Origin of the sequence: Gimesia maris (assembly GCF_008298035.1) — a bacterium.
Taxonomy (GTDB): Bacteria; Planctomycetota; Planctomycetia; order Planctomycetales; family Planctomycetaceae; genus Gimesia; species Gimesia maris.
Map to the genome: position 1 here is coordinate 6,575,010 of NZ_CP042910.1, position 19,011 is coordinate 6,594,020.

The window sequence follows — 19,011 nt, forward strand, 5'->3', positions numbered from 1 at the left end:
ATGAATCACTTGAATCACCCGGCACATCCCATCGCCCGCCGCTGGTTTCTGGAACAATGTGGAGTCGGCCTCGGAGCGATTGCCGTCAATCAACTGCTCCAGGAATCCGGTTATGCCGCCGGTTCAAAAGCTGGTGCCGTTCAAGATCCCCTGGCACCGCATCAGCCCCACCATCCTCCCAAGGCAAAAAATATCATCTTCCTGTTTATGGGGGGAGGGCCCAGCCACCTGGAGCTCTTTGATAATAAACCGGTGCTGGGCAAATTCGACGGTCAATTGCCGCCAGAAGACCTCTTAAAAGGATATCGGGCCGCGTTTATCAATCCCAATTCCAAATTCCTTGGTCCGAAATTTAAATTTGCAAGACATGGAGAATGTGGAGCGGAAGTTTCGGAAATCCTGCCGCACCTGGCAAAAGTGGTTGACGACATCGCAATTGTAAAAAGTATGAAAACCGACGCTTTCAATCATGCGCCGGCCCAGATACAGGCCCTCACCGGATCCCAGTTGTTCGGCAAACCCAGCCTGGGTGCCTGGACTATTTACGGATTGGGCAGCGAATCGAAAAATCTTCCCGGCTTTGTCGTATTCAGTTCAGGAAACAAAGGCCCCAGTGGCGGCAGTTCCTGCTGGGGAAGTGGCTTTCTGCCTAGCACGCATCAGGGCGTCATGTTCCGAGGAGGGCAGGAACCCGTGCTTTATCTGCAGAATCCTCCTGGTGTCTCTGCACAACTGCAACGTGATTCTCTGGATACACTCAAGGCATTAAACCAGAAACACCTTGATCAGGTTGGCGATCCCGAAATTGCAACCAGAATTAATTCCTTTGAAATGGCTTATCGCATGCAGTCCAGTGCACCTGATGTGATGGATCTGAGCCAGGAAACCAGACAGACACTCGATCTGTATGGTGCAGAACCAGGCAAAACCTCGTTCGCAAATAACTGTCTCCTGGCCCGTCGCCTGGTAGAACGGGGGGTCCGCTGTGTACAACTCTTCCATGAATCCTGGGACCAGCATGGCGGACTGGTCAGCGGATTAAAAAGTAATTGTAAAGCCACCGATCAGGCTTCTGCCGCTTTAATCAAAGACCTGAAACAACGTGGACTGTTACAGGACACCCTCGTGGTCTGGGGGGGAGAATTTGGCCGTACCCCGATGGTGCAGGGGGGTAATGATGGTCGCGATCATCACCCCAACGCCTTTACCATGTGGCTGGCCGGTGGCGGGATCAAAGGGGGCACCACCATTGGTGGTTCAGACGATTTTGGCTTCAATGTAATCGAAGATGAAGTCCCCGTTTACGACCTGCACGCCACGATATTGCACCTGCTGGGACTGAATCCGGATCGACTTTCGTTTCGCTTCCAGGGGCTCGATCAAAAACTGATCGGAGTCAATCCAGCGAAAATTGTCACAAAAATTCTGGCCTGAAATAAAAGAAAACCCCTTGTCATTTCTGGCAAGGGGTTTTCTTATTGATTCTTTTGACCTGGTTCAGGCAGCAATTTCCTGCTCATAGAGTCGAGCCGGAGCGTTGTTCAACCGGTTGAGATAACCGTTGTGCTGCTGATCGAACAGTCGCTGTAATCCATCATCCAGCATCGGCATCGAAATGCTGAGTGACCGACGAATTTTACGTGTATGCAGTGAAGTTTCGCCGTTCGCAAAACCTGTCGTGCGTTCATTGAGTACAGTAGCACGGGGGAGTACCGGCACCGTCAGACCAAATGTGGCAGCCAGCCGCTGCACAAATTCGATCGGACTGATTCGTTCTCCACCCGCCACATGGAAGGTCCCCGTCAATCGTTCCTGATAAGCGTGTTCGATGATCGCTGCCAGATCCGTTGCCAGTAAAGGCGTGGCATGCCGATAGCAGTCCTGCTCGGAAAATGACCCGTTTTCCAGCGACTGTACCAGGCTTTCAATCTGTCCCTGACCATAAGCGGCAGGAGTCCAGCCAAACACGTTGGTGCGAATAATCAGTGAGTTATCACACAGACTGACTTCACGTTCAATGGCCCGCAGTACTTCTGCCTGTCGACTTTCACACAGCCCCTGACAGTCCTCTTCATGGAACATCCAGGGCCCTGTAAAGACGGCATCAGAAGAGATATGTGTGAAGCGGGACGAATGCAGTTCAGCAGCATTCACCCAGTTACGCACTGCGAGCACAGGATCTTTTGTTGAAAATTTTTCAGGATCAACAGTCCAGGCGGAATTCGCGGCAACGCCACAATAGACAACCCAGTTGGGACGAACCATCGACAGCCAGTGCTCGGCTGTTTCGACATCGTCTTCCTGATAAGTATGAGTTTCACATCCCTGGATGGAAACTGGTGAAGCTGAAGTTAATCCGACAACCCGATATCGACTGGATAAACAGGTTGCAATATTTGCTCCGGCAACCGTTTCAAGTCCAATAACCAGAACTGTTTCCACGCCGCGCCTCCATGCTTAGACGTTGTTGTTATATCAGTCAGTAAAAGTCTTCGTTCTGTAAACTCTTGCTCAGAACGAAACCATTTGACATCTCAGTAGTTCTACAAAAGTTGTTCCCGCAAACCAATCCATTTGTTTCGCGAGAGGCGGATTATAGTTGGCATTCCTGATTTTCACCAACCCCAATTTTAAAGAGAAATTCATGGTGCCCGTTGAACTGTTTTCTCCTGTTTCATTTTGACGTTTCGCGTGCAGAAAACGTTACCCCTTTCAAGAATCCAGGTGACTTGGCTGACTCTTTCAGAAGATAATTCTGCCCTGTTTTTGATTGCAGCGAATCAATATTTTTTCAAAAAACAGATTGAAAATGGAAAAAAGATTAAAGGTTTGACGCTTTTTGATTTCATTTCATTCTTTCGTATTGACCTGAATCTGGAAAAGCAATATCTTCCCGCCTCACATTAGTGATCTCTGCGCCTGTTCTATAGGCTGGTCACTCACCTCCCACACTGATTACCCATCAATTGATTCACACCTGACACTTCGAGTTGATACCGCAGTGATTTGTTTTCGAGGAAACGAATTTACTCAGCACCCCATATCATTTCTTGTAAAGACTATTGAAACCATGTCCGTCTCGCGTCACTTACCGGATTATCCGATCCTGCTGGCTGGAGTTTCGACTCCTGTCGTAAAAGGACTGCGCGAAATGGGACTGCCGGTGACAGAACTTCAGGACGATCTGACTTATCTGACAGGGTATCAGTCATCCCGCTGGAATCTTCTGCTGGTTGGTTCTCAGAAATGCTTCAATGAACAGGAACTGCAGATTCTCTCTCGCTGCAGGATCCCCATCATTGATCTGGCAGAATTCAATAATAAGACAGGCATTGGCCGCACCATTCCGGAACTGGCTAAAAAAGCCAACTCCGGAGTAGAACAGTTCAACTCACAGTTTGTGGTTCAACTGAAAACACGCATTCAACAGTCGGGAGGCGCCTGGATCCGCCTGGGAGATTATCCTTATCCCTACCAGGGTGTGATCTGTTATGATGAATCCGCACTCGGAAATGATTTTCGCGAATTCTCTAATGTGATGAGCCCCTTACCTGTGTCGCTGGATTTGCTGCATTGCAAATCAGAAGCGGAATGGCAGGCCGAATCAAATCCGGAAACTCAGAGAAAACTGCGTGTGGAACTGATCAGCAGATATCGCCAGGGATTACCGGTTTCGCTGTCGTCTGTTTCGTCACGCGAAGAACTCAGTCAGTTATTCCAGGACATTCAACTGGACCGTAAACAGATGTCGCTGGTCTGGATAACTTCACTCGATACATTCTTTCGCTGGTGGAAACTGAGAAGTGAATTCTCTGTCAGTATCAATCGACTTTCCACCGGCTGGGAAACCATTATCTCAGGAAACTTCGAAGGATTCAGCCCCGGGCTGCAGATCTGGAGAAGCCAGCATTCAGCCACGGTTGCCTTATATCGGGGTGTGAATGAGATCAGAGATGATGTTACCGCGTTCGCCAACAACCCCGAACGCCATCCCGGCGGATTTACTGCACATTGGGCGGGAGTCTCTTCCAGCCTGATTCCATTTGACTTCAATAATTTTGCAGCTGCTGCTGCTTCGTAAAAACTGATTTTCCCCATGAAAGCTTGATTTCAGCGATTGAATTTTTCACTCGCTATTTTGTAGAAGAAAAGGATTGAACTCATGAAACGTTTCGGAATTACGATGCTGGGTCTCGCGTTGATCGCCCTGACAACAGGTTGCCAGTGCGGAAGATATGGCTCATGTGGCAGCTGTAATTACGGCCCCACAATGGCCCCCTTTAGTGGTGGTGGCGGTGGCTGTTCAACCGGTAACTGCGGTGTTGGTGCCCCCACCTATGCACCACAGGGAGCGTACAATACTTACGATACCTATCAGTCAACAGCCAGTGCTCCTGTAATTCAGGGATCTGTGCCTACAACGGCCTACGCACCACTGGATCCACTGCCAATGTATTAACAGCTCCCGGGAATTCACTACTCCCGGGCGCTCTATCATCTCGGCCTGGTTCAGGCCGACAGGCAGGTGAAAGTGCGCCCTGTAGGGGACACGGTCCGGGTGGAACAAAATACTGCAACAAACCTGTTGTTCGCAGAGATATGGATTGTATCTACAGTTCAGCCTTGATATACAGGTACTAATGTGATCCGTCTTTCATGCTGCGCATTCCCTGCGAGCAGATTGAGGGTCTTTTGGTTTCTGGAACTTCGTCTGTGTATCATACCCCACCGGGTATCTGTTATTATGCCTGCTTTGCAAATCGTTAATTATCCGCATCCGGCCCTTCGCTGGAAATCCAAACCCGTTAAAAGTATCACACCCGAGTTGCGTGATATTGTACGGAATATGTTTGATCTTATGTACGAAGCACGGGGAATCGGCCTGGCCGCCAATCAGGTCGCGCTGCCCTATCGCCTGTTCGTGATCAATCTCACTTCGGACCCCAATGAACCGGAAGAAGAATTCGTGTTCATTAATCCCGAGATCACGAAGCGTAAAGGAACTGCGGAAGGGGAAGAAGGCTGCTTGAGCCTGCCTCAGGTTTATGGTGATGTGAAACGGTCGGAAGAAATCACAGTCGAAGCCTATGATCTGAACGGACAGCTGTTTGAAATCACACTGGATGATCTCGCCGCCCGCGCCGTGCAACACGAACACGATCATATTGAAGGCATCATGTTCCCTGACCGGATGGTAGAAGCCAAACGCAATGAAATCGACGTACTGATTGCCGATTTCGAATCAGAATTTCGTCACAAACAGGAGACGGGTGAGTACCCGCCTGATGAAGAAATTCGCAATCAACTGGCGCAACTCGAACAGGAACTGGGCTGAAAAACCATCGTCTGCCTGTAGATTATCGCGCATTCAGTTTACAGTTCAACTGTGGGTCCAGCATAACTTTTTGCTTCCCTTTCTATTGCTTACCGGTCCGCTATGAGGAGACACCACAGTGGCATTAAAAGTGGTCATGATGGGTACCGGCACTTTCGCCATCCCCGCCTTTCAGGCACTCATTGATTCTCAACACGAGGTCCTCGGACTGTATACGCAGCCTGATCGCACAGGGCGAGGGCATCACCGCCATAAAAACCCGATGAAAGAACTCGCGCTGGAACATGGCATACCCGTTTTTCAGCCTGCGAAAATTAATACACCTGAATCCCTGAAAGAACTCAGCCAGTTGAAAGCAGATGTCCTGCTTGTCGCCGCTTATGGACAGATCCTCTCACAAAAACTCCTCGATCTGCCCCGCCTGGGTGCGTTCAATCTGCACGCATCTCTGCTCCCGGCCTATCGCGGTGCTGCCCCCATTCTTTATGCGATTCGAAATGGCGAGACGATGACCGGCGTCTCCCTCTTTCGGATTGAACGTGCTCTCGATTCCGGTCCTGTCGCAGCGATGGTGGAAACTCCCATCGATCCGAAAGAAACGACCGGTATGTTACAGGATCGACTGGCTGAACTGGCTGCGCCCCTGGCGATGGATGTCCTCGACCAGATCGAACAGGGAACTCTGGTAGAAACCCCGCAGGATCATGCTGCCGCCACATTTGCCCCCACGCTCGACAAACAGGAAGGTGCCATCGACTGGAATCAGACAGCCGAGCAGATTGCCTGCCACGTGCGCGCCATGCAACCCTGGCCGAGCCCCTTTTCATTTCTGCTGCAATCTGGTCATGAACCACTCAGATTACTGATTCTGGATGTCGAAAAACTCTCAAAAGAAGCTCTGGAATCGCTGGAAATCGAACCTCAATCGCGGGAATTCACGCCGGGGACAGTCGTTTTCAGCAGCACAAAACGTGTCGTTCTCTGCACGGGGGACGGTCTGCTGGAAATCAGACAAATCCAGCCCCAGGGAAAACGTGCCATGGAAATCAGTCAGTTTTTGTGTGGAAAACAGATCCGGCCCGGTGATGTCTTTGGAAACCCACCACCAGAGAGTGACTAACGTACATACATTTTACCGAAAACAGACAGTTCACTCTTGCCGCGTTTTACGGATTCTGAGATGATTCCGCCCCTGAACTGAGGCGAAGCAGTTTTAAGAAACACAAGGAAGTGATTAAGATGCGCCGAATCATCGCGGCACTGATCTTCATGCTCATAGGAGCAGGAGGCATGTATGCTGCCTTTGAATATCATATTGTCCAATCCAGGGAAGGCTGGCTCTTTATCCCCAAATCACAAGTGGGTTTGCAGGATACCTACGCTGACATCCGCAAATGGCGGGCAGCCACCTGGAAAAGCCATCCCCAACTTGCGCAGTCGTTGATCCAGAATGGAAAAGGAAATCTCATCATCCAATCTGCATCGAATGGCAGTATCTTCGACGGACTGTTTCAGAGCTCAGATAAAAAACGTTCAGCTGCCCGACAGGCGACTCCTGATCATCGCTACAAATAATCTGCTTGACCTTCCAGTAACTTCTTTCATTGCCACATGAGATAACACAACCAATCGTGAAACCAGAAAACCCCGTCAGTCAGGACAAGACTTCAGACATGATGTCGCGTGTCGCATTCAAAGCAGCCGTTTTGAATGTCTGTGTGTTGGGCTGCCTGTTGCTTTCTTCCGGTTGTCGCTCGGTTGCCAAAAATCAGACCGTCCATCTACCTGCCCGGCATAGTGTCAGTGCGGAGCAGCTCATTGTGCTCAGTGATTTTAAACTGGGACAGGACCACGAGCTCTTTCAGGATCTGATTAAACTGCGCGAAGATGTTGCTGAGACGCTGAATATTCCTCTGAACAGCGAACAGGTCACCGTTTATCTGTTTTCGAACCAGGAAGAATACCGCAATTACCTCGATTTAACCTATCCGGGATTGCCACCACGACGCGCTTACTTTGTTGGTACACCGAAGGAACTCGCCGTCTACACATTCTGGGGAGATCGTATCCAGGAAGACCTGCGACATGAATTCACGCACGGTCTCTTACATGCCAGTCTGAAGACCGTCCCCCTCTGGCTCGATGAAGGTCTTGCCGAATATTTTGAAGTCGCCGGTAATACCCCCGGTCAGATCAATCGAGACCATGCATCACGACTCTCCGCAGCGCTGAATAATGGCTGGAAACCCGATATGAAACGGCTGGAACAGCTGGAAAAAGTATCACAGATGCAGCGGGTCGATTACCAGGAAGCCTGGGCCTGGGTTCATTTCATGCTGAACAGCACTCCGGAAACCAGAGATACGCTGCTTGAATATCTGGCGGAGCTGAAAAGCAACGAGAAACCGGAAGTCCTAAGTGCCCGGCTCCCCCGTAATATTCCCGGCGTCGATGAACGCTTTTTGAATTATGTGGCTTCCCTGAACACCTTTCCGACCAGGTAGCCTCTGGTCTGATCCCGATTTCCTCTGGAGCACTGACAGTTTCAGCAGGCTCTGGGTTGGGTGTCATCTCCCCATCCGCTAAGATACAGCATCCAATTGCGTGCTTCAATCCTGCCCGGCAGGATCTTTTCCCACTGTTTACCGGATCAATGTAATGCTGGCCCGACTGCGCCTTCTGCTGGAACTGATTCGTTTCAGCCATACGATTTTTGCTCTCCCGTTTGCCCTCTTATCAGCGGTTCTGGCCTGGCGCGGACAGCAGGTTCGCTGGCAGGAACTGGTGGGAATTCTGCTCTGTATGTTGTTCGCCCGTTCCGCAGCCATGGCATTCAACAGGCTCGTTGACCGTGAGATCGATGCGCAAAATCCACGTACTCAAGGCCGTCATCTTCCCGCCGGTCTGATCAGTGTCCGTACCGTCACAATGTTTACGATCCTGACTTCGCTGGCATTTATCGCCTCGACACTCCTGTTTCTGCCCAATCGCTGGCCACTCTATCTTTCGATTCCCGTCCTGTTGTTTCTGCTGGGATATTCCTATGCGAAACGCTTCACGATCTTCTGCCATTACTGGCTCTCTACCGCTCTGATGCTCTCCCCAATCGCTGCCTGGATCGCCATTCGCGGCAGTCTGTCCCTGGAACCGCTGCTGCTGGGAGCGGTTGTCTTTTTCTGGGTCGGTGGATTTGACATCATCTACGCATGTCAGGATGTTCATTTCGATCAGGAAACCAGACTGTCCAGTATCCCCTCCCGCTGGGGGATCAGAAAAGCGCTGCGATTCGCTATGTTCAGTCATTTCATGACGATCGTCTGTCTGTTCAGCCTCTGGTATGTTGCTGCCTTGGGAATCCCCTTTTTAATCGCGGTATTGGCCGTAGCCGGACTTCTGGTTTATGAGCATCTACTGGTGAATCCGGATGATCTGGGACGTGTTAATCTCGCCTTTTTTCATGTGAACGCCGTGATCAGTATTGGATTGTTCTTTGTGGGATTGATTGACGTCTGGCTCGCATAAGAGGCTCTGAAACGCAATAATAGAAGCAATCTTTCATTGAGTGGTCTTCCTGACCACCAGAGACTTAATCTGATATCCCAACAACGAAAAGAATCAACAGTCAGTCTGATGAATCTGAATCAAAACGAACAGGAACAGTTGGAGCTCATTACCCGCAAAGTCGACGCGGGAGAACGCATCACCTTTGATGAAGGCGTTTTCCTCGATGAGAAAGTCGACATTCTGACGCTGGGTGATCTGGCCAATCGGATACGCGAACGCAAAAACAGCAATTTTGCGTTTTATAATACCAACATTCATTTGAATCCCACGAATGTTTGTGTTTATCGCTGCAAGTTCTGTGCATTCCGGGCGGATCTCAAATCTCCCCGCGGTTACACCTTCACCGATGACATGATCCGCGAACGGGTTCAGGAAGCACGCAGCACCGGTGCTACTGAAATTCACGTGGTTGGCGGTCTGCATCATCAGAAGAAATTTGAGTGGTATCTTGATGTAGTTCGCATCATCCACGAGGAATACCCTGAACTGCACATCAAAGCCTGGACTCCCGTGGAAATCAACTGGTTCAGCTTCATGACCAAAAAGCCGGTCCGCTGGGTTCTTGAACAGATGATGGAAGCCGGTCTCTCCAGTATGCCGGGTGGCGGCGCGGAAATCTTTCATCCCGAAGTCCGCGAACAGATCTGCGAACACAAGGCGGACGCCGAAAGCTGGTTCGAAATTCATCGCGAAGCACATAACCTGGGTCTCCGCAGTAATGCGACCATTCTGTATGGACACTACGAGCAGGCAAAACACCGCGTCGATCATCTCTGCCGCCTTCGGGAACTGCAGGATGAAACAGGTGGATTCCAGACATTCATCCCACTGGCATTTCATCCCGAAAATACGGGGATGTCAGAAATCAAAAAACCATCCGGCCTGATGGACCTGAAAGTGATCGCCTTGTCCCGGATCATGCTCGACAACTTTGATCACATCAAAGCTTACTGGATCATGCTGGGAGAAAAGACGGCGCAAACCGCTTTGAGCTTCGGTGCAGACGATCTGGATGGTACCGTCGTCCATGAACTGATTTACCATGACGCCGGCGCCAAAACACCCGAAGGTCTGACTGTCGAGCAGTTACACCGACTCATTGAAGAAGCAGGACGCATCCCTGTAGAACGCGATACACTCTACAGACACATCGTCCGTGATGGTGCCAACTGGAGTGTCGGCGAACCGATCATGGCTTCCGCCGCATCCTGATTCACTTCGATACGGGAGAAAATGCAACACATGAGTGATTCTGCCCTTACTGATAATCTGAAGGTCCAGTCATTTGATCATATCACACTGGTTGTCAAGGATCTGGAAGCTTCCCGCCAGTTCTATGTCGATTTTCTAGGCATGGATCATGTTCCCCGGCCCGCGTTTACTTTCGACGGACACTGGTTTCAGATTGGAAATCAGCAGATCCACCTGATCCTTGAACACGATCAGTCGGGTCGGGCAGGTAATGCCAACCCCGAGCAGAATACGCGGACACACCATTTTGCTTTTCAGGTGGACGATGCTAAACAGGCATACGAGAAAGCCGTAGAACAGGGGATTCCCATCGTCTCCCCTCCCAAGTCCAGACCGGATGGGGCTACACAGACGTTCGTCAATGACCCCGATGGCCATATTATCGAACTCTGTTCGCTCTCCTGAGCTGCTGAATATCGGCTTTGTAGCGGTTTTATCGGTCCCGTTCCAGTCGCGGGTAAGATTCGAGTTCACTATAGAAACTCTGACACAAGAATCGACTGGAAATTACACCAGACCTTAAGCTATACTTAGACTGTGGCCAGTTTTGCGGTAGCGTCTCCAGGTCCATTTGGGCTGCGTAGATTAAATTGACAGACGCTACGGTTAAATGTGAGGCGCTCTAGAAAAACAAAAACAGAGCTCACTCGGGGTCTGATTTATTTTCTGAAAGTACAGCTCAGACAGACATCCATAAATCATACAGCTTCAGCATGAGTAGAGAGGAACGGGAATCGCCATGGCGGATGCACCCAAAAAAATGATCATGGGCTCAATGGCCGTATCCGGAATCGTGGCATTACTCGCCCTGGTAGACATTGCAATGGGAATCCCCTTCCGGGGCAGCACCATGATGGACATCATGTTCCTGATTTCCGCAGGACTGGTACTGTTCCTCTGCTGGGATGCCTGGAAAGATCTGCGTTAATCCCGCGGGTCCAGAATCTCTTCAATGCTCCTGGAATCTGTTTCTTTTGATGCAATCTCAGCAGGCTTTACCGTTGCGTCCCGCCCCTGTGGCTGTTGGTTCTTTTTTGCTGCCAGCTGAATTGCTGCTCCCTGGCCTACAGACAATTCGGTCAGTTGCTCCAGTAAATTGCGGATAATTTCTTCAGCAGATACTTTCTCCTGCAACCAGATTTCCCGCTTCTGCCCCCAGGCCGCATCGCGAACTGCCAGCTGCTCCGCTTCAAATCGCAATTGTTCGCTGCGCTGACGCAGTTGCTCGTCGCGTTCTGCCACCCATTCAGAAAGATCCTGGCGCTCCTGTCGGAATTCATCACGATGACGATGAAAGAGTTCCTGGGAATGATCCAGTTCCTGACGTTCGACAGACAGCGACTCACGCAACTGTCGATAGTGGGCAGCGAGTGCCTCCCTGGCCTTTTCCAGCCGTTCGCGGGCTGCCTCATCACCTTCTACCTGTGTCAACTGCGCCCAGCCTTCTTCCAGGGCCAGTCTCATTTCCAGGGTACCACGATGCGTCTCTTCGACTTCTGCCCGCAACGTATCCAGCCGTTCGCGGCGGCGTTCCAGATTTTCTGCATGCAAAGCCAGCATGTCATGCTGCCGTCGCAGTTCTGCTTTCTGGGCATCCCGCTCTTTCTGCCAGACTTCGTACTCGCCTGACATTCTCTGCTTCTGGTTCTGTTCGTAGCGTTCAACAGAGCGACGCAGTTCCGCATGCAGTGCGCGTTCCTTGGTCAACGATTGTTCGCGCTGCTGCAACAGATCACGGAACCGATCCAGCTGCTTCATCCGCAGAATGTGAATCCGCTCGTTCTGCTCATGCTGCTGTTGTTGAATCTGTTGCTGGCGCTGGAATTCATGCTGTTCTTTTTCAATCTGCTTTCGCAGACGCAGCAGGTGGTTTTCCTGAAATTTGATCCGGTTCTCGATCAAGGTCCGCTTCTGATCAAATTCTTCTTCACGCGCACCGTATTCGCGCTGCAGGTCTTCCCGCTGGATTTTGAGCTGATGCTCAATCTCTTCGGAACTGATCACAAAGTCCCGCTTGCGGGATTCCAAAGCCTCCAGTTCCGCCTGGCGTTTCGAATCCCAGTCTGACTGTCTGGTTTTCAGCTCCAGTTCGAATTTTTCTTTCCGTGAAGTCAGTTCTGTTTCGACTTTCCGTACCGCCTCTTCATGAACTTCACGCTCCCGTTTCAAATGGTTCAGTTCTGTCTGTTTGACTCCCTGCCACTCAGCGCGGTCGTGTTCCAGTTCATTGCGCTGCTCAGACAGCGATTCGAGGACCTGCTCACGAATCCGTTTCTGTTCGTTGATCAGATCCAGTCGCTGTCGCTCCAGCGATTCCCGCTGTTCCGCAAATTCCCGCAGGATCTGGTCTCGCATTTCTGCGCGTTCCTGCTCCAGAGAATCCTGGGCTGCGAATACTTTTTCCTGTTCCCGCTGCACGGTCTTCGCCAGCTTTTCACACTCCACAGCTTTGCGAATCAGTTCCGTTTCTTTTTCGCGAACGCTGGCTTCCCGTTCGTCATACTGCTCCTCAATCTGTCCCACCCACATGCGAATTTTGCGACGCTCATTGTCGATTTCATTCAATTGACTGGTGACAGTCTGTTCGCGGCGACTGATCTCGGAAAACTGGGACTTCAGATAATTTGCGATTTCCCCTGCCTGGGACAGCAACTCGGCACCGGTTAGTGAAGCGCCCGCTTCTGCAGCTCCCTGAGTCTGGATCTCTGCCGCCTGCGCTGCATGCGAAAGGCTTTCTTCCAACTCCTTCTGTTTCTGATCACTGAAGAAAGAGCTCTCTGGCAGGCTTCCCGGTTCAGTGAATGAATGGGGCGCATCCGCGCGGCGTTCTACTCCCGGAGGACTGCTCAACGGAAGTGAGTCGGCTGTGTCACTGGCAGGACGTTTTATACCTGAAAACGATGAGGGTGCCTGAGATTTCTGGTCGGGCCGGGTTTCTTCGCTCATGCCGGGATTCCTTTCCCTGAAAAGCGTCTCGCGACGTTACTCAAATCGAGATTGAAGCTGTGGAATCCAATTCCTGAATGCAACATCCAATCCGGAATAACGCGAATATACTTATGACAAAAAGGGCAGAGAAGGAGTATCAACAACTCCTCTGCCCACTCTGAATCTATATCACACAGCTTATAAGACTCGTGCTTATAGCTGGCTGTCCAGCGAAGCAGCAAAACGTTCTTTTGGTGTCACACCTACAAACTTTTCGACCACTTCACCATTCTTGTAAAGCATTACTGTCGGGATTGCATTGATACTACTGGCCGATGCAATACCAGGATTCTCGTCTGTATTCAATTTTCCGACGCGAACGCGGCCTGAATAATCACTGGCGATTTCCTCAATGGTGGGCATCATCATTTTGCAGGGACCACACCAGGGAGCCCAGAAATCGACCAGGACAGGTTCAGATGCTTCCAATACTTCAGACTGGAAGTTCGCATCAGTAAATTCCAAAACATTTTCAGCCATTACTGGTTGTCTCCGTAACAATTGGATTCAGTATATACCTTGAAAAAAAGCAGAGAAAATCTTCTCGACTACCCTGCAATGACATAACTTTCTGAATGGGGGATCGCTCTACTCAATAATAATTCAAGCAATCGGCAGCATTTAGTCTGTCTGCGATTGAAGGGAATTATAGAGATCCTCTGTTTTGTGTCAATGCTCTCTCCCGGCTTTGAGACGCCAAAACCTCTTGTCAAATAAGGAATTACGCTCAGCATCTCAGCTCGCTGCTATTTATTTTTAACCTCGACAAATCGATGGACTCTCGACAAAATAGGTTCAGCAGGCAATTGCCATAATACTGTTATATTAAAGAACTTAAAGAAGTGAAACCCTGGGAGCAGGATATGCTGTCTTACATCAGAATTTTGGGAGCCACTCTATGCCTGGCTGTCACAGCCCCACTGACCGTATCGGCAGATGAACCCCAGTCAGATCCCTTCAGACCATTTCCCGATCAACTGGCTCCTTCGCTATTCAATGAAGTCAAAGATAAAGTCTTTGGTGGCGTTATGGATGATGAGAAGGCCCTCTATTATTACGTCCTCAAGCACCTGCGCGAGACCAGCCTGAAAGATCAGAAACAGGCGGCCGAATTCAACCTGCAACAGCGCCGTTCCGAACTCAAATCATTCCGCGATCATCCCGAAAAGGAGATTCCTGTCTTCCTGGATCTTTTCAAAAACAGTGATCGCTACAAAGGCCGACTCGTCACATTGACAGGTCGTGTCCGCAAACTGATCCATTATCCGGCAGCAGATGACAACCAGTATGGGATTAAAACTCTCTATGAAGCCTGGCTGTTTACCGATGATTCACAACAAAATCCCACAGTCGTCATTTGCACGGAAGTTCCTCCCGCCTTAAAAAACGGATTGCCGGAAGGAACCGACGTCATCGACCACGTTACAGTAACCGGCTATCTGTTTAAGATGTACGTCTACAACGCACAAGATACGTCGCGCGTCGCCCCCCTGATTCTGGCAAAACAACTGGAATGGAACCCTCGGACAGTCGACGAACGGGGGAGCCGGTTGTTTTCGCAAATTCTGGCCGGTACACTGGTCATCCTGATTGCCGGTATTGCAATCGCCATGTGGAAAACCAGTCAGCGCGACAAGCGATTCCGCGAAAGACGACTCCAGAAAACTCAGGACCAGGTTGATTTCAACCAGTTGGAAAAGCCAGCGGAAAAAACACAGCCGGAAAATAAAACACCGGAAACCAAAACTTCTGAATCGAAACCCCAAGACGATTCAGGTACTTGACAGTCCCATTCGTTTTATAATTTAAAAGTATTGTTCTAACAGTATGAACGTGGATCACACGACCGAATCTTCACCGAAACGCCCCCTGAAACTGGCCGTGCTCATCTCGGGAGGCGGCACGACACTCACCAATTTCCTGGCGAAACGAGACGCTGGTGAACTCGATATTGAAGTTCCACTGGTCATTGCCAGCCGACCTGACTGTGGAGGAGTCTCTAAGGCAAAAGCCGCCGGCCTGCGCTGCGAGGTCGTTCGCCGCCGGGACTTTCAGGATATCAGCGAATTCAGTACAACCATTTTCGGCCTCTGTCGCGAAGTTGGTGCCGATCTGGTGACCCTGGCTGGTTATCTTTCCCTGATTCATATTCCGGAAGACTTTCAATACCGCGTGATGAATATCCACCCGGCTCTCATCCCCGCTTTCTGCGGACATGGCTTTTACGGTCACAAGGTACACGAAGCCGTCGTGGCGCGGGGCGTCAAGGTCAGTGGCTGTACCGTCCACTTCGCCGACAACGAGTATGACCACGGCCCGATTATCGGCCAGAAAACCGTTCCCGTATCAGGAACCGACACTCCCGACCAGGTCGCCGCCAATGTCTTCCAGGCAGAATGCGAACTCTATCCGGAAATGATTCGCCTGTTCGCTGCCGGTAAAATTACAGTCGTCGAACGGCGGACCGTTATTCAGGATTGAATAGCGAACCTGAATCAAAGCTTCTGACTGCCTGGCGGTGGATTGAGTGGCGTGCTGGAGTTAGGCGGAATCGGTTCGTCCGTCTTCATGACCTTATCGTACAGATGGGGAGGCAGCACACGCATCACCGTAAACAGCCCTTTCACTCCTTTGAACCAGCCTTCCCGCATTCCCTGAACTTCACGACGTCCATTGATCTTCCGCATGTCTTCTGTGGTCATCGGCATCGAATAATCATCAAAAGGCAGTTCCTCACCCTCTGGAAGCACTTTCATATCCGACATGCCTTTCATCATCTGCGGATAACCGGGAACCTTAAATCCAGGGTCATCTTTTTTCTGACGAATGATCGGCCCGACCTGTGAAACCATATGATTCATCATGTGATGAAACATATGACAATGCAGTACCCAGTCACCGGGATTGTTCGCTATCAGTTCCACATCCCGCGACTGCGCCACACCTACAATCACCGTATTTCCTGGAATCCAGGCCGACTCTGGAATTCGTCCCCCCTCCGTTCCCGTCACCCAGAAAGTATGCCCGTGCAAATGCATCGGATGCTGATGCAGCGTACTGAAGTTCAGAAAGCGAATCCGAATCCGCTCACCCAGTTTACAGACCAGGGGAGTGGTATAGGGACCACAACGACCATTGATCGTGAGAAAATTCCAGTCCATCGACATCGTATTGGGAATATGAGCATTGGGCAGCATGGCAAACTGCTGAGTCATCAATACGAAATCACGGTCGACGGTCGGCTCATAGGCGACTTTGGGATGAATAATAAAGGGCACTACCATGCCGATCGCTTCCTGCATTGCCACATGCGGATGCAGAAAATAGCTGCCTTCCTGATGCACATCATATTCATACACAAACGTATGGCCCGGCTTGACCAGATCCTGAGTCACAGCCGGTATCCCGTCAAAACTGATCGGAAGTTCCAGACCGTGTGAATGCAGGGTGGTCGGCTCGGGCAGATCGTTACGAAACACGATCCGGATTCGCTCCCCCTGATACATTTCCAGGACCGGCCCGGGAAACTGGCCGTTAAACCCATAAGCGTCCATCCAGATTCCCGGCAGCACTTCCCGTCGGACCGGCATCGCGTGCAGATGGAATTCGCGCGCTCCGTTCACGATTTTACCCCAGGTCGTTTTCAGATCCGGTGCGATCACATTCACGGGTGCCTGTCCCGCTTCCCTCAATCCGGGCACCAGCTTTCCCCGGTCCGTGGGGCTGCCAATCGGTCCTCCCAGCCCCGGATGCATGCGCGGAAATGCTTCGCCTTCTGCCCGACTGTTACCGGTATCCGCAGATTCTGCTGCTTTGGCCATAGTAGCACTCGCAGCAAACAAACCGGCTGTCGCTGCTGCTCCATGCTTCAGAAAATCCCGACGATCGTTGGGTGAACCCATTGGTAGACCTTTCCTTGATTTCAGTTTCTGCGTTTCGGGAATCATGCTTTGCTTAACGCGGTTTCGGTACCGCATCGATGTGCCCGCCGGACATCGGAGCTGACGGAACTTCCAGCCCCCCCGTCAGCAACATACCTCGAATCGCAATCTCACTTTCATGATACTGTAACTGGCTCATGATGTACTCTGCCTGCAGATCGTAATAGATCTTTTGAGCCATCAGCACTTCGGGCCAGGGGGCACGCCTGCGCTTATAACTTTCATGCAGCAGATCATATGCCTCTTTTGCTTTAGGCAGCATTTCACTCCGGTAGGTTTCCACATGCTGCCGCGCCGTTCGATAATCTCGGTACTTATCTGACAGCTTACTCATTAATGATAACTCGAGACGCTTTACATTGGCACGCGACTGATTCAAATCAGCCAGCGCCTGATCAACGGTCCCCTGATTGCGGTCAAATACAGGCAGAGGCAGACCGGCGGTGACTCCTGCAACATTGTTATTGGTCTCAAAATTGTGACCGAAGTCCACATTCACCAGAATGTTCGGAATCGGCTGGACACGTTCACGTTCCACGGTAATCTCATCGTGCTGCACCCGTTCCCAGGCAGCTACGATCTCCGGACTGTTTTCCAGAAGTTGATGCATGGCTGAACTCCAGTCATACACTTCAGTCGCTGGTTCCAGCGACCCCTTGAGTATGGTACACTGCAGCTCTGGAGTTCCCACCATCGCGACCAGGTCGCGCCACTCCTGTTCCAGATTATTCTCCGCCGCCATCTGCTTCAGCCGGGCGCGATGCAAGTCGACCTCTGCCTGTAACAACCCCGCCTGATTAGTCTGCCCCAGGTTGAGCATCTCTTTATGAGTCTGCAGATTATCCCGAGCATTTGCCAGCAACTGATGGTGAACCGACAGCATCTGCTGTGCAGCCAGAGTACGATAGAAATGAATGCGGACATCATTGAGCACCCGAGTATACTGAGCCGAAAGATTCGTTTCGGCAATACAGATCTGCTGCGTCCACTTGGCCCGACTCAGTTTCAGTTTGCCTCCTGTCACGAATTCCTGCGAGACGAAGGCCCCCTGTAACTCTCCTGCCGTTCCATCAATGCCAATCTGATCGCTGGCATAACCAACCACCGGATTCGGGTAGAGCCCCGCCTGATAAGCAGCACCTCGAGAGGCTTCAACTTGAGCTGCTGATTGAATCAATGTGGGATTATTCGCCTGAGCCAGTGATTCCAGATCACTCAAACTATAAAAAGTTTGCGGGTGAGCTTCTAAGGCACCCGAAACAGGGACCAGAGGGATATCGTATTCCGCGAATGGAAGTTCTTCCGCCTGCTCGTGTGCAACCAACTTTGTTTCAGGGTCAGTTGAGGCAGGGAGTTGAGAAGAATCATCTCTTTTAACTTTGACCGGAGAGGGATCGCAAAGTGCAATCGATACTGGCTTCGACTCACCCAGTTCGGTGATCTGTCGATCGGGACTGGAAGCACACCCGCTGATCAAAGCGGTGAGTAACCCGACTGTGACAGGAAATCCGATTTTCATCCTGGTCCTCCATGAATGGCCCAATCTGCACACCATCCTGGCGCGCACGAACGCTGTTACTTAAAACTTCATCGGAAGAAAATGCGTTCAAACCTGCCTGCAAACGCCTGAATTCGAGGACAGACATTCAGATCAACAGCGATAATCCGGGGATTCAGAACAAATGTTATTTTCGGAACCGGCTCACTTCAGGTACCACAGATTGACTGCTTCCTGGATTTTTCCGGATTTGATGCAGCCTGGTCAGGAAACAAGACAGATACTCTGGGAAGACTTTAATGAATTCCGCCCTAAAGTGAATATTCTCTTTAGGTAAGATGAAGTCTTTAGGAAAATCCAAAACAACTGACAGATTTTGATTGTTTTTGAAAGTTTCTGATGGTATTTTGGATATATTGATTGATAGCCAGCGC

General features: G+C 50.7%; 18 protein-coding genes. 13 read left to right on the top strand and 5 right to left on the bottom strand.

Annotation, left to right across the window (positions count from 1 at the left end; translation table 11 throughout):
- Window positions 1–1,434, top strand: coding sequence for a DUF1501 domain-containing protein (locus GmarT_RS24510; RefSeq protein WP_002647101.1), 1,434 nt, complete (start codon window positions 1–3; stop codon window positions 1,432–1,434).
- A 63-nt stretch (window positions 1,435–1,497) separates the two neighbouring features.
- Here GmarT_RS24510 and GmarT_RS24515 read toward each other — a convergent pair whose 3' ends face one another.
- A complete protein-coding gene (locus tag GmarT_RS24515) occupies window positions 1,498–2,442 on the bottom strand; it encodes a sugar nucleotide-binding protein (protein WP_002647100.1) in 945 nt (314 codons plus the stop codon).
- 628 nt (window positions 2,443–3,070) lie between these two features.
- Between GmarT_RS24515 and GmarT_RS24520 the strand changes: the two genes are divergently transcribed.
- The 10 genes from GmarT_RS24520 (at window position 3,071) to GmarT_RS24565 (ending at window position 11,078) form a co-directional block, all read left to right on the top strand.
- Window positions 3,071–4,081, top strand: a complete 1,011-nt coding sequence (locus GmarT_RS24520; RefSeq protein ID WP_002647098.1) for a hypothetical protein — start codon at window positions 3,071–3,073, stop codon at window positions 4,079–4,081.
- An 81-nt stretch (window positions 4,082–4,162) separates the two neighbouring features.
- Window positions 4,163–4,459, top strand: a complete 297-nt coding sequence (locus GmarT_RS24525; protein WP_002647097.1) for a hypothetical protein — start codon at window positions 4,163–4,165, stop codon at window positions 4,457–4,459.
- A 285-nt stretch (window positions 4,460–4,744) separates the two neighbouring features.
- Window positions 4,745–5,335 (top strand): peptide deformylase, encoded by a 591-nt coding sequence (gene def, locus GmarT_RS24530; protein ID WP_002647096.1) that lies wholly within the window; start codon window positions 4,745–4,747, stop codon window positions 5,333–5,335.
- 118 nt (window positions 5,336–5,453) lie between these two features.
- On the top strand, window positions 5,454–6,455 hold the full coding sequence (gene fmt / locus GmarT_RS24535) for a methionyl-tRNA formyltransferase (RefSeq protein WP_002647095.1): 1,002 nt from the start codon (window positions 5,454–5,456) through the stop codon (window positions 6,453–6,455).
- Window positions 6,456–6,574: 119 nt separating this feature from the next.
- Window positions 6,575–6,910 (top strand): hypothetical protein, encoded by a 336-nt coding sequence (locus GmarT_RS24540; protein WP_002647094.1) that lies wholly within the window; start codon window positions 6,575–6,577, stop codon window positions 6,908–6,910.
- Window positions 6,911–7,008: 98 nt separating this feature from the next.
- Window positions 7,009–7,839 (top strand): DUF1570 domain-containing protein, encoded by an 831-nt coding sequence (locus GmarT_RS24545; RefSeq protein ID WP_149303372.1) that lies wholly within the window; start codon window positions 7,009–7,011, stop codon window positions 7,837–7,839.
- 154 nt (window positions 7,840–7,993) lie between these two features.
- A complete protein-coding gene (locus GmarT_RS24550) occupies window positions 7,994–8,857 on the top strand; it encodes a UbiA-like polyprenyltransferase (RefSeq protein WP_002647092.1) in 864 nt (287 codons plus the stop codon).
- A 108-nt stretch (window positions 8,858–8,965) separates the two neighbouring features.
- Complete coding sequence (mqnE, locus tag GmarT_RS24555) at window positions 8,966–10,111, top strand: aminofutalosine synthase MqnE (protein ID WP_002647091.1); 1,146 nt, start codon at window positions 8,966–8,968, stop codon at window positions 10,109–10,111.
- A 30-nt stretch (window positions 10,112–10,141) separates the two neighbouring features.
- Complete coding sequence (locus tag GmarT_RS24560) at window positions 10,142–10,555, top strand: VOC family protein (protein ID WP_002647090.1); 414 nt, start codon at window positions 10,142–10,144, stop codon at window positions 10,553–10,555.
- Between the two features lie 334 nt (window positions 10,556–10,889).
- The gene (locus tag GmarT_RS24565) at window positions 10,890–11,078 is read left to right on the top strand and encodes a hypothetical protein (protein WP_002647089.1); all 189 of its coding nucleotides are present in this window, start codon (window positions 10,890–10,892) and stop codon (window positions 11,076–11,078) included.
- On the opposite strand, the gene GmarT_RS24570 is transcribed toward GmarT_RS24565, so the two are convergent.
- On the bottom strand, window positions 11,075–13,096 hold the full coding sequence (locus tag GmarT_RS24570; protein ID WP_002647088.1) for a coiled-coil domain-containing protein: 2,022 nt from the start codon (window positions 13,094–13,096) through the stop codon (window positions 11,075–11,077). The genes GmarT_RS24565 and GmarT_RS24570 overlap by 4 nt on opposite strands.
- Window positions 13,097–13,291: 195 nt before the next feature.
- Complete coding sequence (trxA, locus tag GmarT_RS24575; RefSeq protein WP_002647087.1) at window positions 13,292–13,618, bottom strand: thioredoxin; 327 nt, start codon at window positions 13,616–13,618, stop codon at window positions 13,292–13,294.
- Window positions 13,619–14,001: 383 nt separating this feature from the next.
- On the opposite strand from trxA, the gene GmarT_RS24580 reads away from it, so the two are divergent.
- Together GmarT_RS24580 and purN are read left to right on the top strand one after the other, a co-directional pair.
- Window positions 14,002–14,922 carry a hypothetical protein gene (locus GmarT_RS24580; RefSeq protein ID WP_044238460.1) on the top strand — a complete coding sequence of 307 codons (921 nt, stop codon included), beginning with the start codon at window positions 14,002–14,004 and terminating at the stop codon, window positions 14,920–14,922.
- 43 nt (window positions 14,923–14,965) lie between these two features.
- Window positions 14,966–15,619 carry a phosphoribosylglycinamide formyltransferase gene (gene purN, locus GmarT_RS24585; protein ID WP_002647085.1) on the top strand — a complete coding sequence of 218 codons (654 nt, stop codon included), beginning with the start codon at window positions 14,966–14,968 and terminating at the stop codon, window positions 15,617–15,619.
- A gap of 14 nt (window positions 15,620–15,633) precedes the next feature.
- On the opposite strand, the gene GmarT_RS24590 is transcribed toward purN, so the two are convergent.
- On the bottom strand, window positions 15,634–17,040 hold the full coding sequence (locus tag GmarT_RS24590) for a multicopper oxidase family protein (protein WP_002647084.1): 1,407 nt from the start codon (window positions 17,038–17,040) through the stop codon (window positions 15,634–15,636).
- Between the two features lie 52 nt (window positions 17,041–17,092).
- Window positions 17,093–18,598: a TolC family protein gene (locus GmarT_RS24595; RefSeq protein ID WP_002647083.1), complete on the bottom strand. Its 1,506-nt coding sequence runs from the start codon at window positions 18,596–18,598 to the stop codon at window positions 17,093–17,095.
- Window positions 18,599–19,011 lie beyond the last annotated feature (413 nt).

Coding starts and splice junctions, on each gene's coding strand:
- def (WP_002647096.1), top strand. CDS start 4,745: ATGCCTGCTTTGCAAATCGTTAATTATCCGCATCCGGCCCTTCGCTGG.
- GmarT_RS24560 (WP_002647090.1), top strand. CDS start 10,142: ATGAGTGATTCTGCCCTTACTGATAATCTGAAGGTCCAGTCATTTGAT.
- GmarT_RS24510 (WP_002647101.1), top strand. CDS start 1: ATGAATCACTTGAATCACCCGGCACATCCCATCGCCCGCCGCTGGTTT.
- mqnE (WP_002647091.1), top strand. CDS start 8,966: ATGAATCTGAATCAAAACGAACAGGAACAGTTGGAGCTCATTACCCGC.
- trxA (WP_002647087.1), bottom strand. CDS start 13,618: ATGGCTGAAAATGTTTTGGAATTTACTGATGCGAACTTCCAGTCTGAA.
- GmarT_RS24525 (WP_002647097.1), top strand. CDS start 4,163: ATGAAACGTTTCGGAATTACGATGCTGGGTCTCGCGTTGATCGCCCTG.
- GmarT_RS24580 (WP_044238460.1), top strand. CDS start 14,002: ATGCTGTCTTACATCAGAATTTTGGGAGCCACTCTATGCCTGGCTGTC.
- GmarT_RS24520 (WP_002647098.1), top strand. CDS start 3,071: ATGTCCGTCTCGCGTCACTTACCGGATTATCCGATCCTGCTGGCTGGA.
- GmarT_RS24595 (WP_002647083.1), bottom strand. CDS start 18,598: ATGAAAATCGGATTTCCTGTCACAGTCGGGTTACTCACCGCTTTGATC.
- GmarT_RS24570 (WP_002647088.1), bottom strand. CDS start 13,096: ATGAGCGAAGAAACCCGGCCCGACCAGAAATCTCAGGCACCCTCATCG.
- GmarT_RS24565 (WP_002647089.1), top strand. CDS start 10,890: ATGGCGGATGCACCCAAAAAAATGATCATGGGCTCAATGGCCGTATCC.
- GmarT_RS24545 (WP_149303372.1), top strand. CDS start 7,009: ATGATGTCGCGTGTCGCATTCAAAGCAGCCGTTTTGAATGTCTGTGTG.
- GmarT_RS24590 (WP_002647084.1), bottom strand. CDS start 17,040: ATGGGTTCACCCAACGATCGTCGGGATTTTCTGAAGCATGGAGCAGCA.
- GmarT_RS24550 (WP_002647092.1), top strand. CDS start 7,994: ATGCTGGCCCGACTGCGCCTTCTGCTGGAACTGATTCGTTTCAGCCAT.
- GmarT_RS24540 (WP_002647094.1), top strand. CDS start 6,575: ATGCGCCGAATCATCGCGGCACTGATCTTCATGCTCATAGGAGCAGGA.
- purN (WP_002647085.1), top strand. CDS start 14,966: ATGAACGTGGATCACACGACCGAATCTTCACCGAAACGCCCCCTGAAA.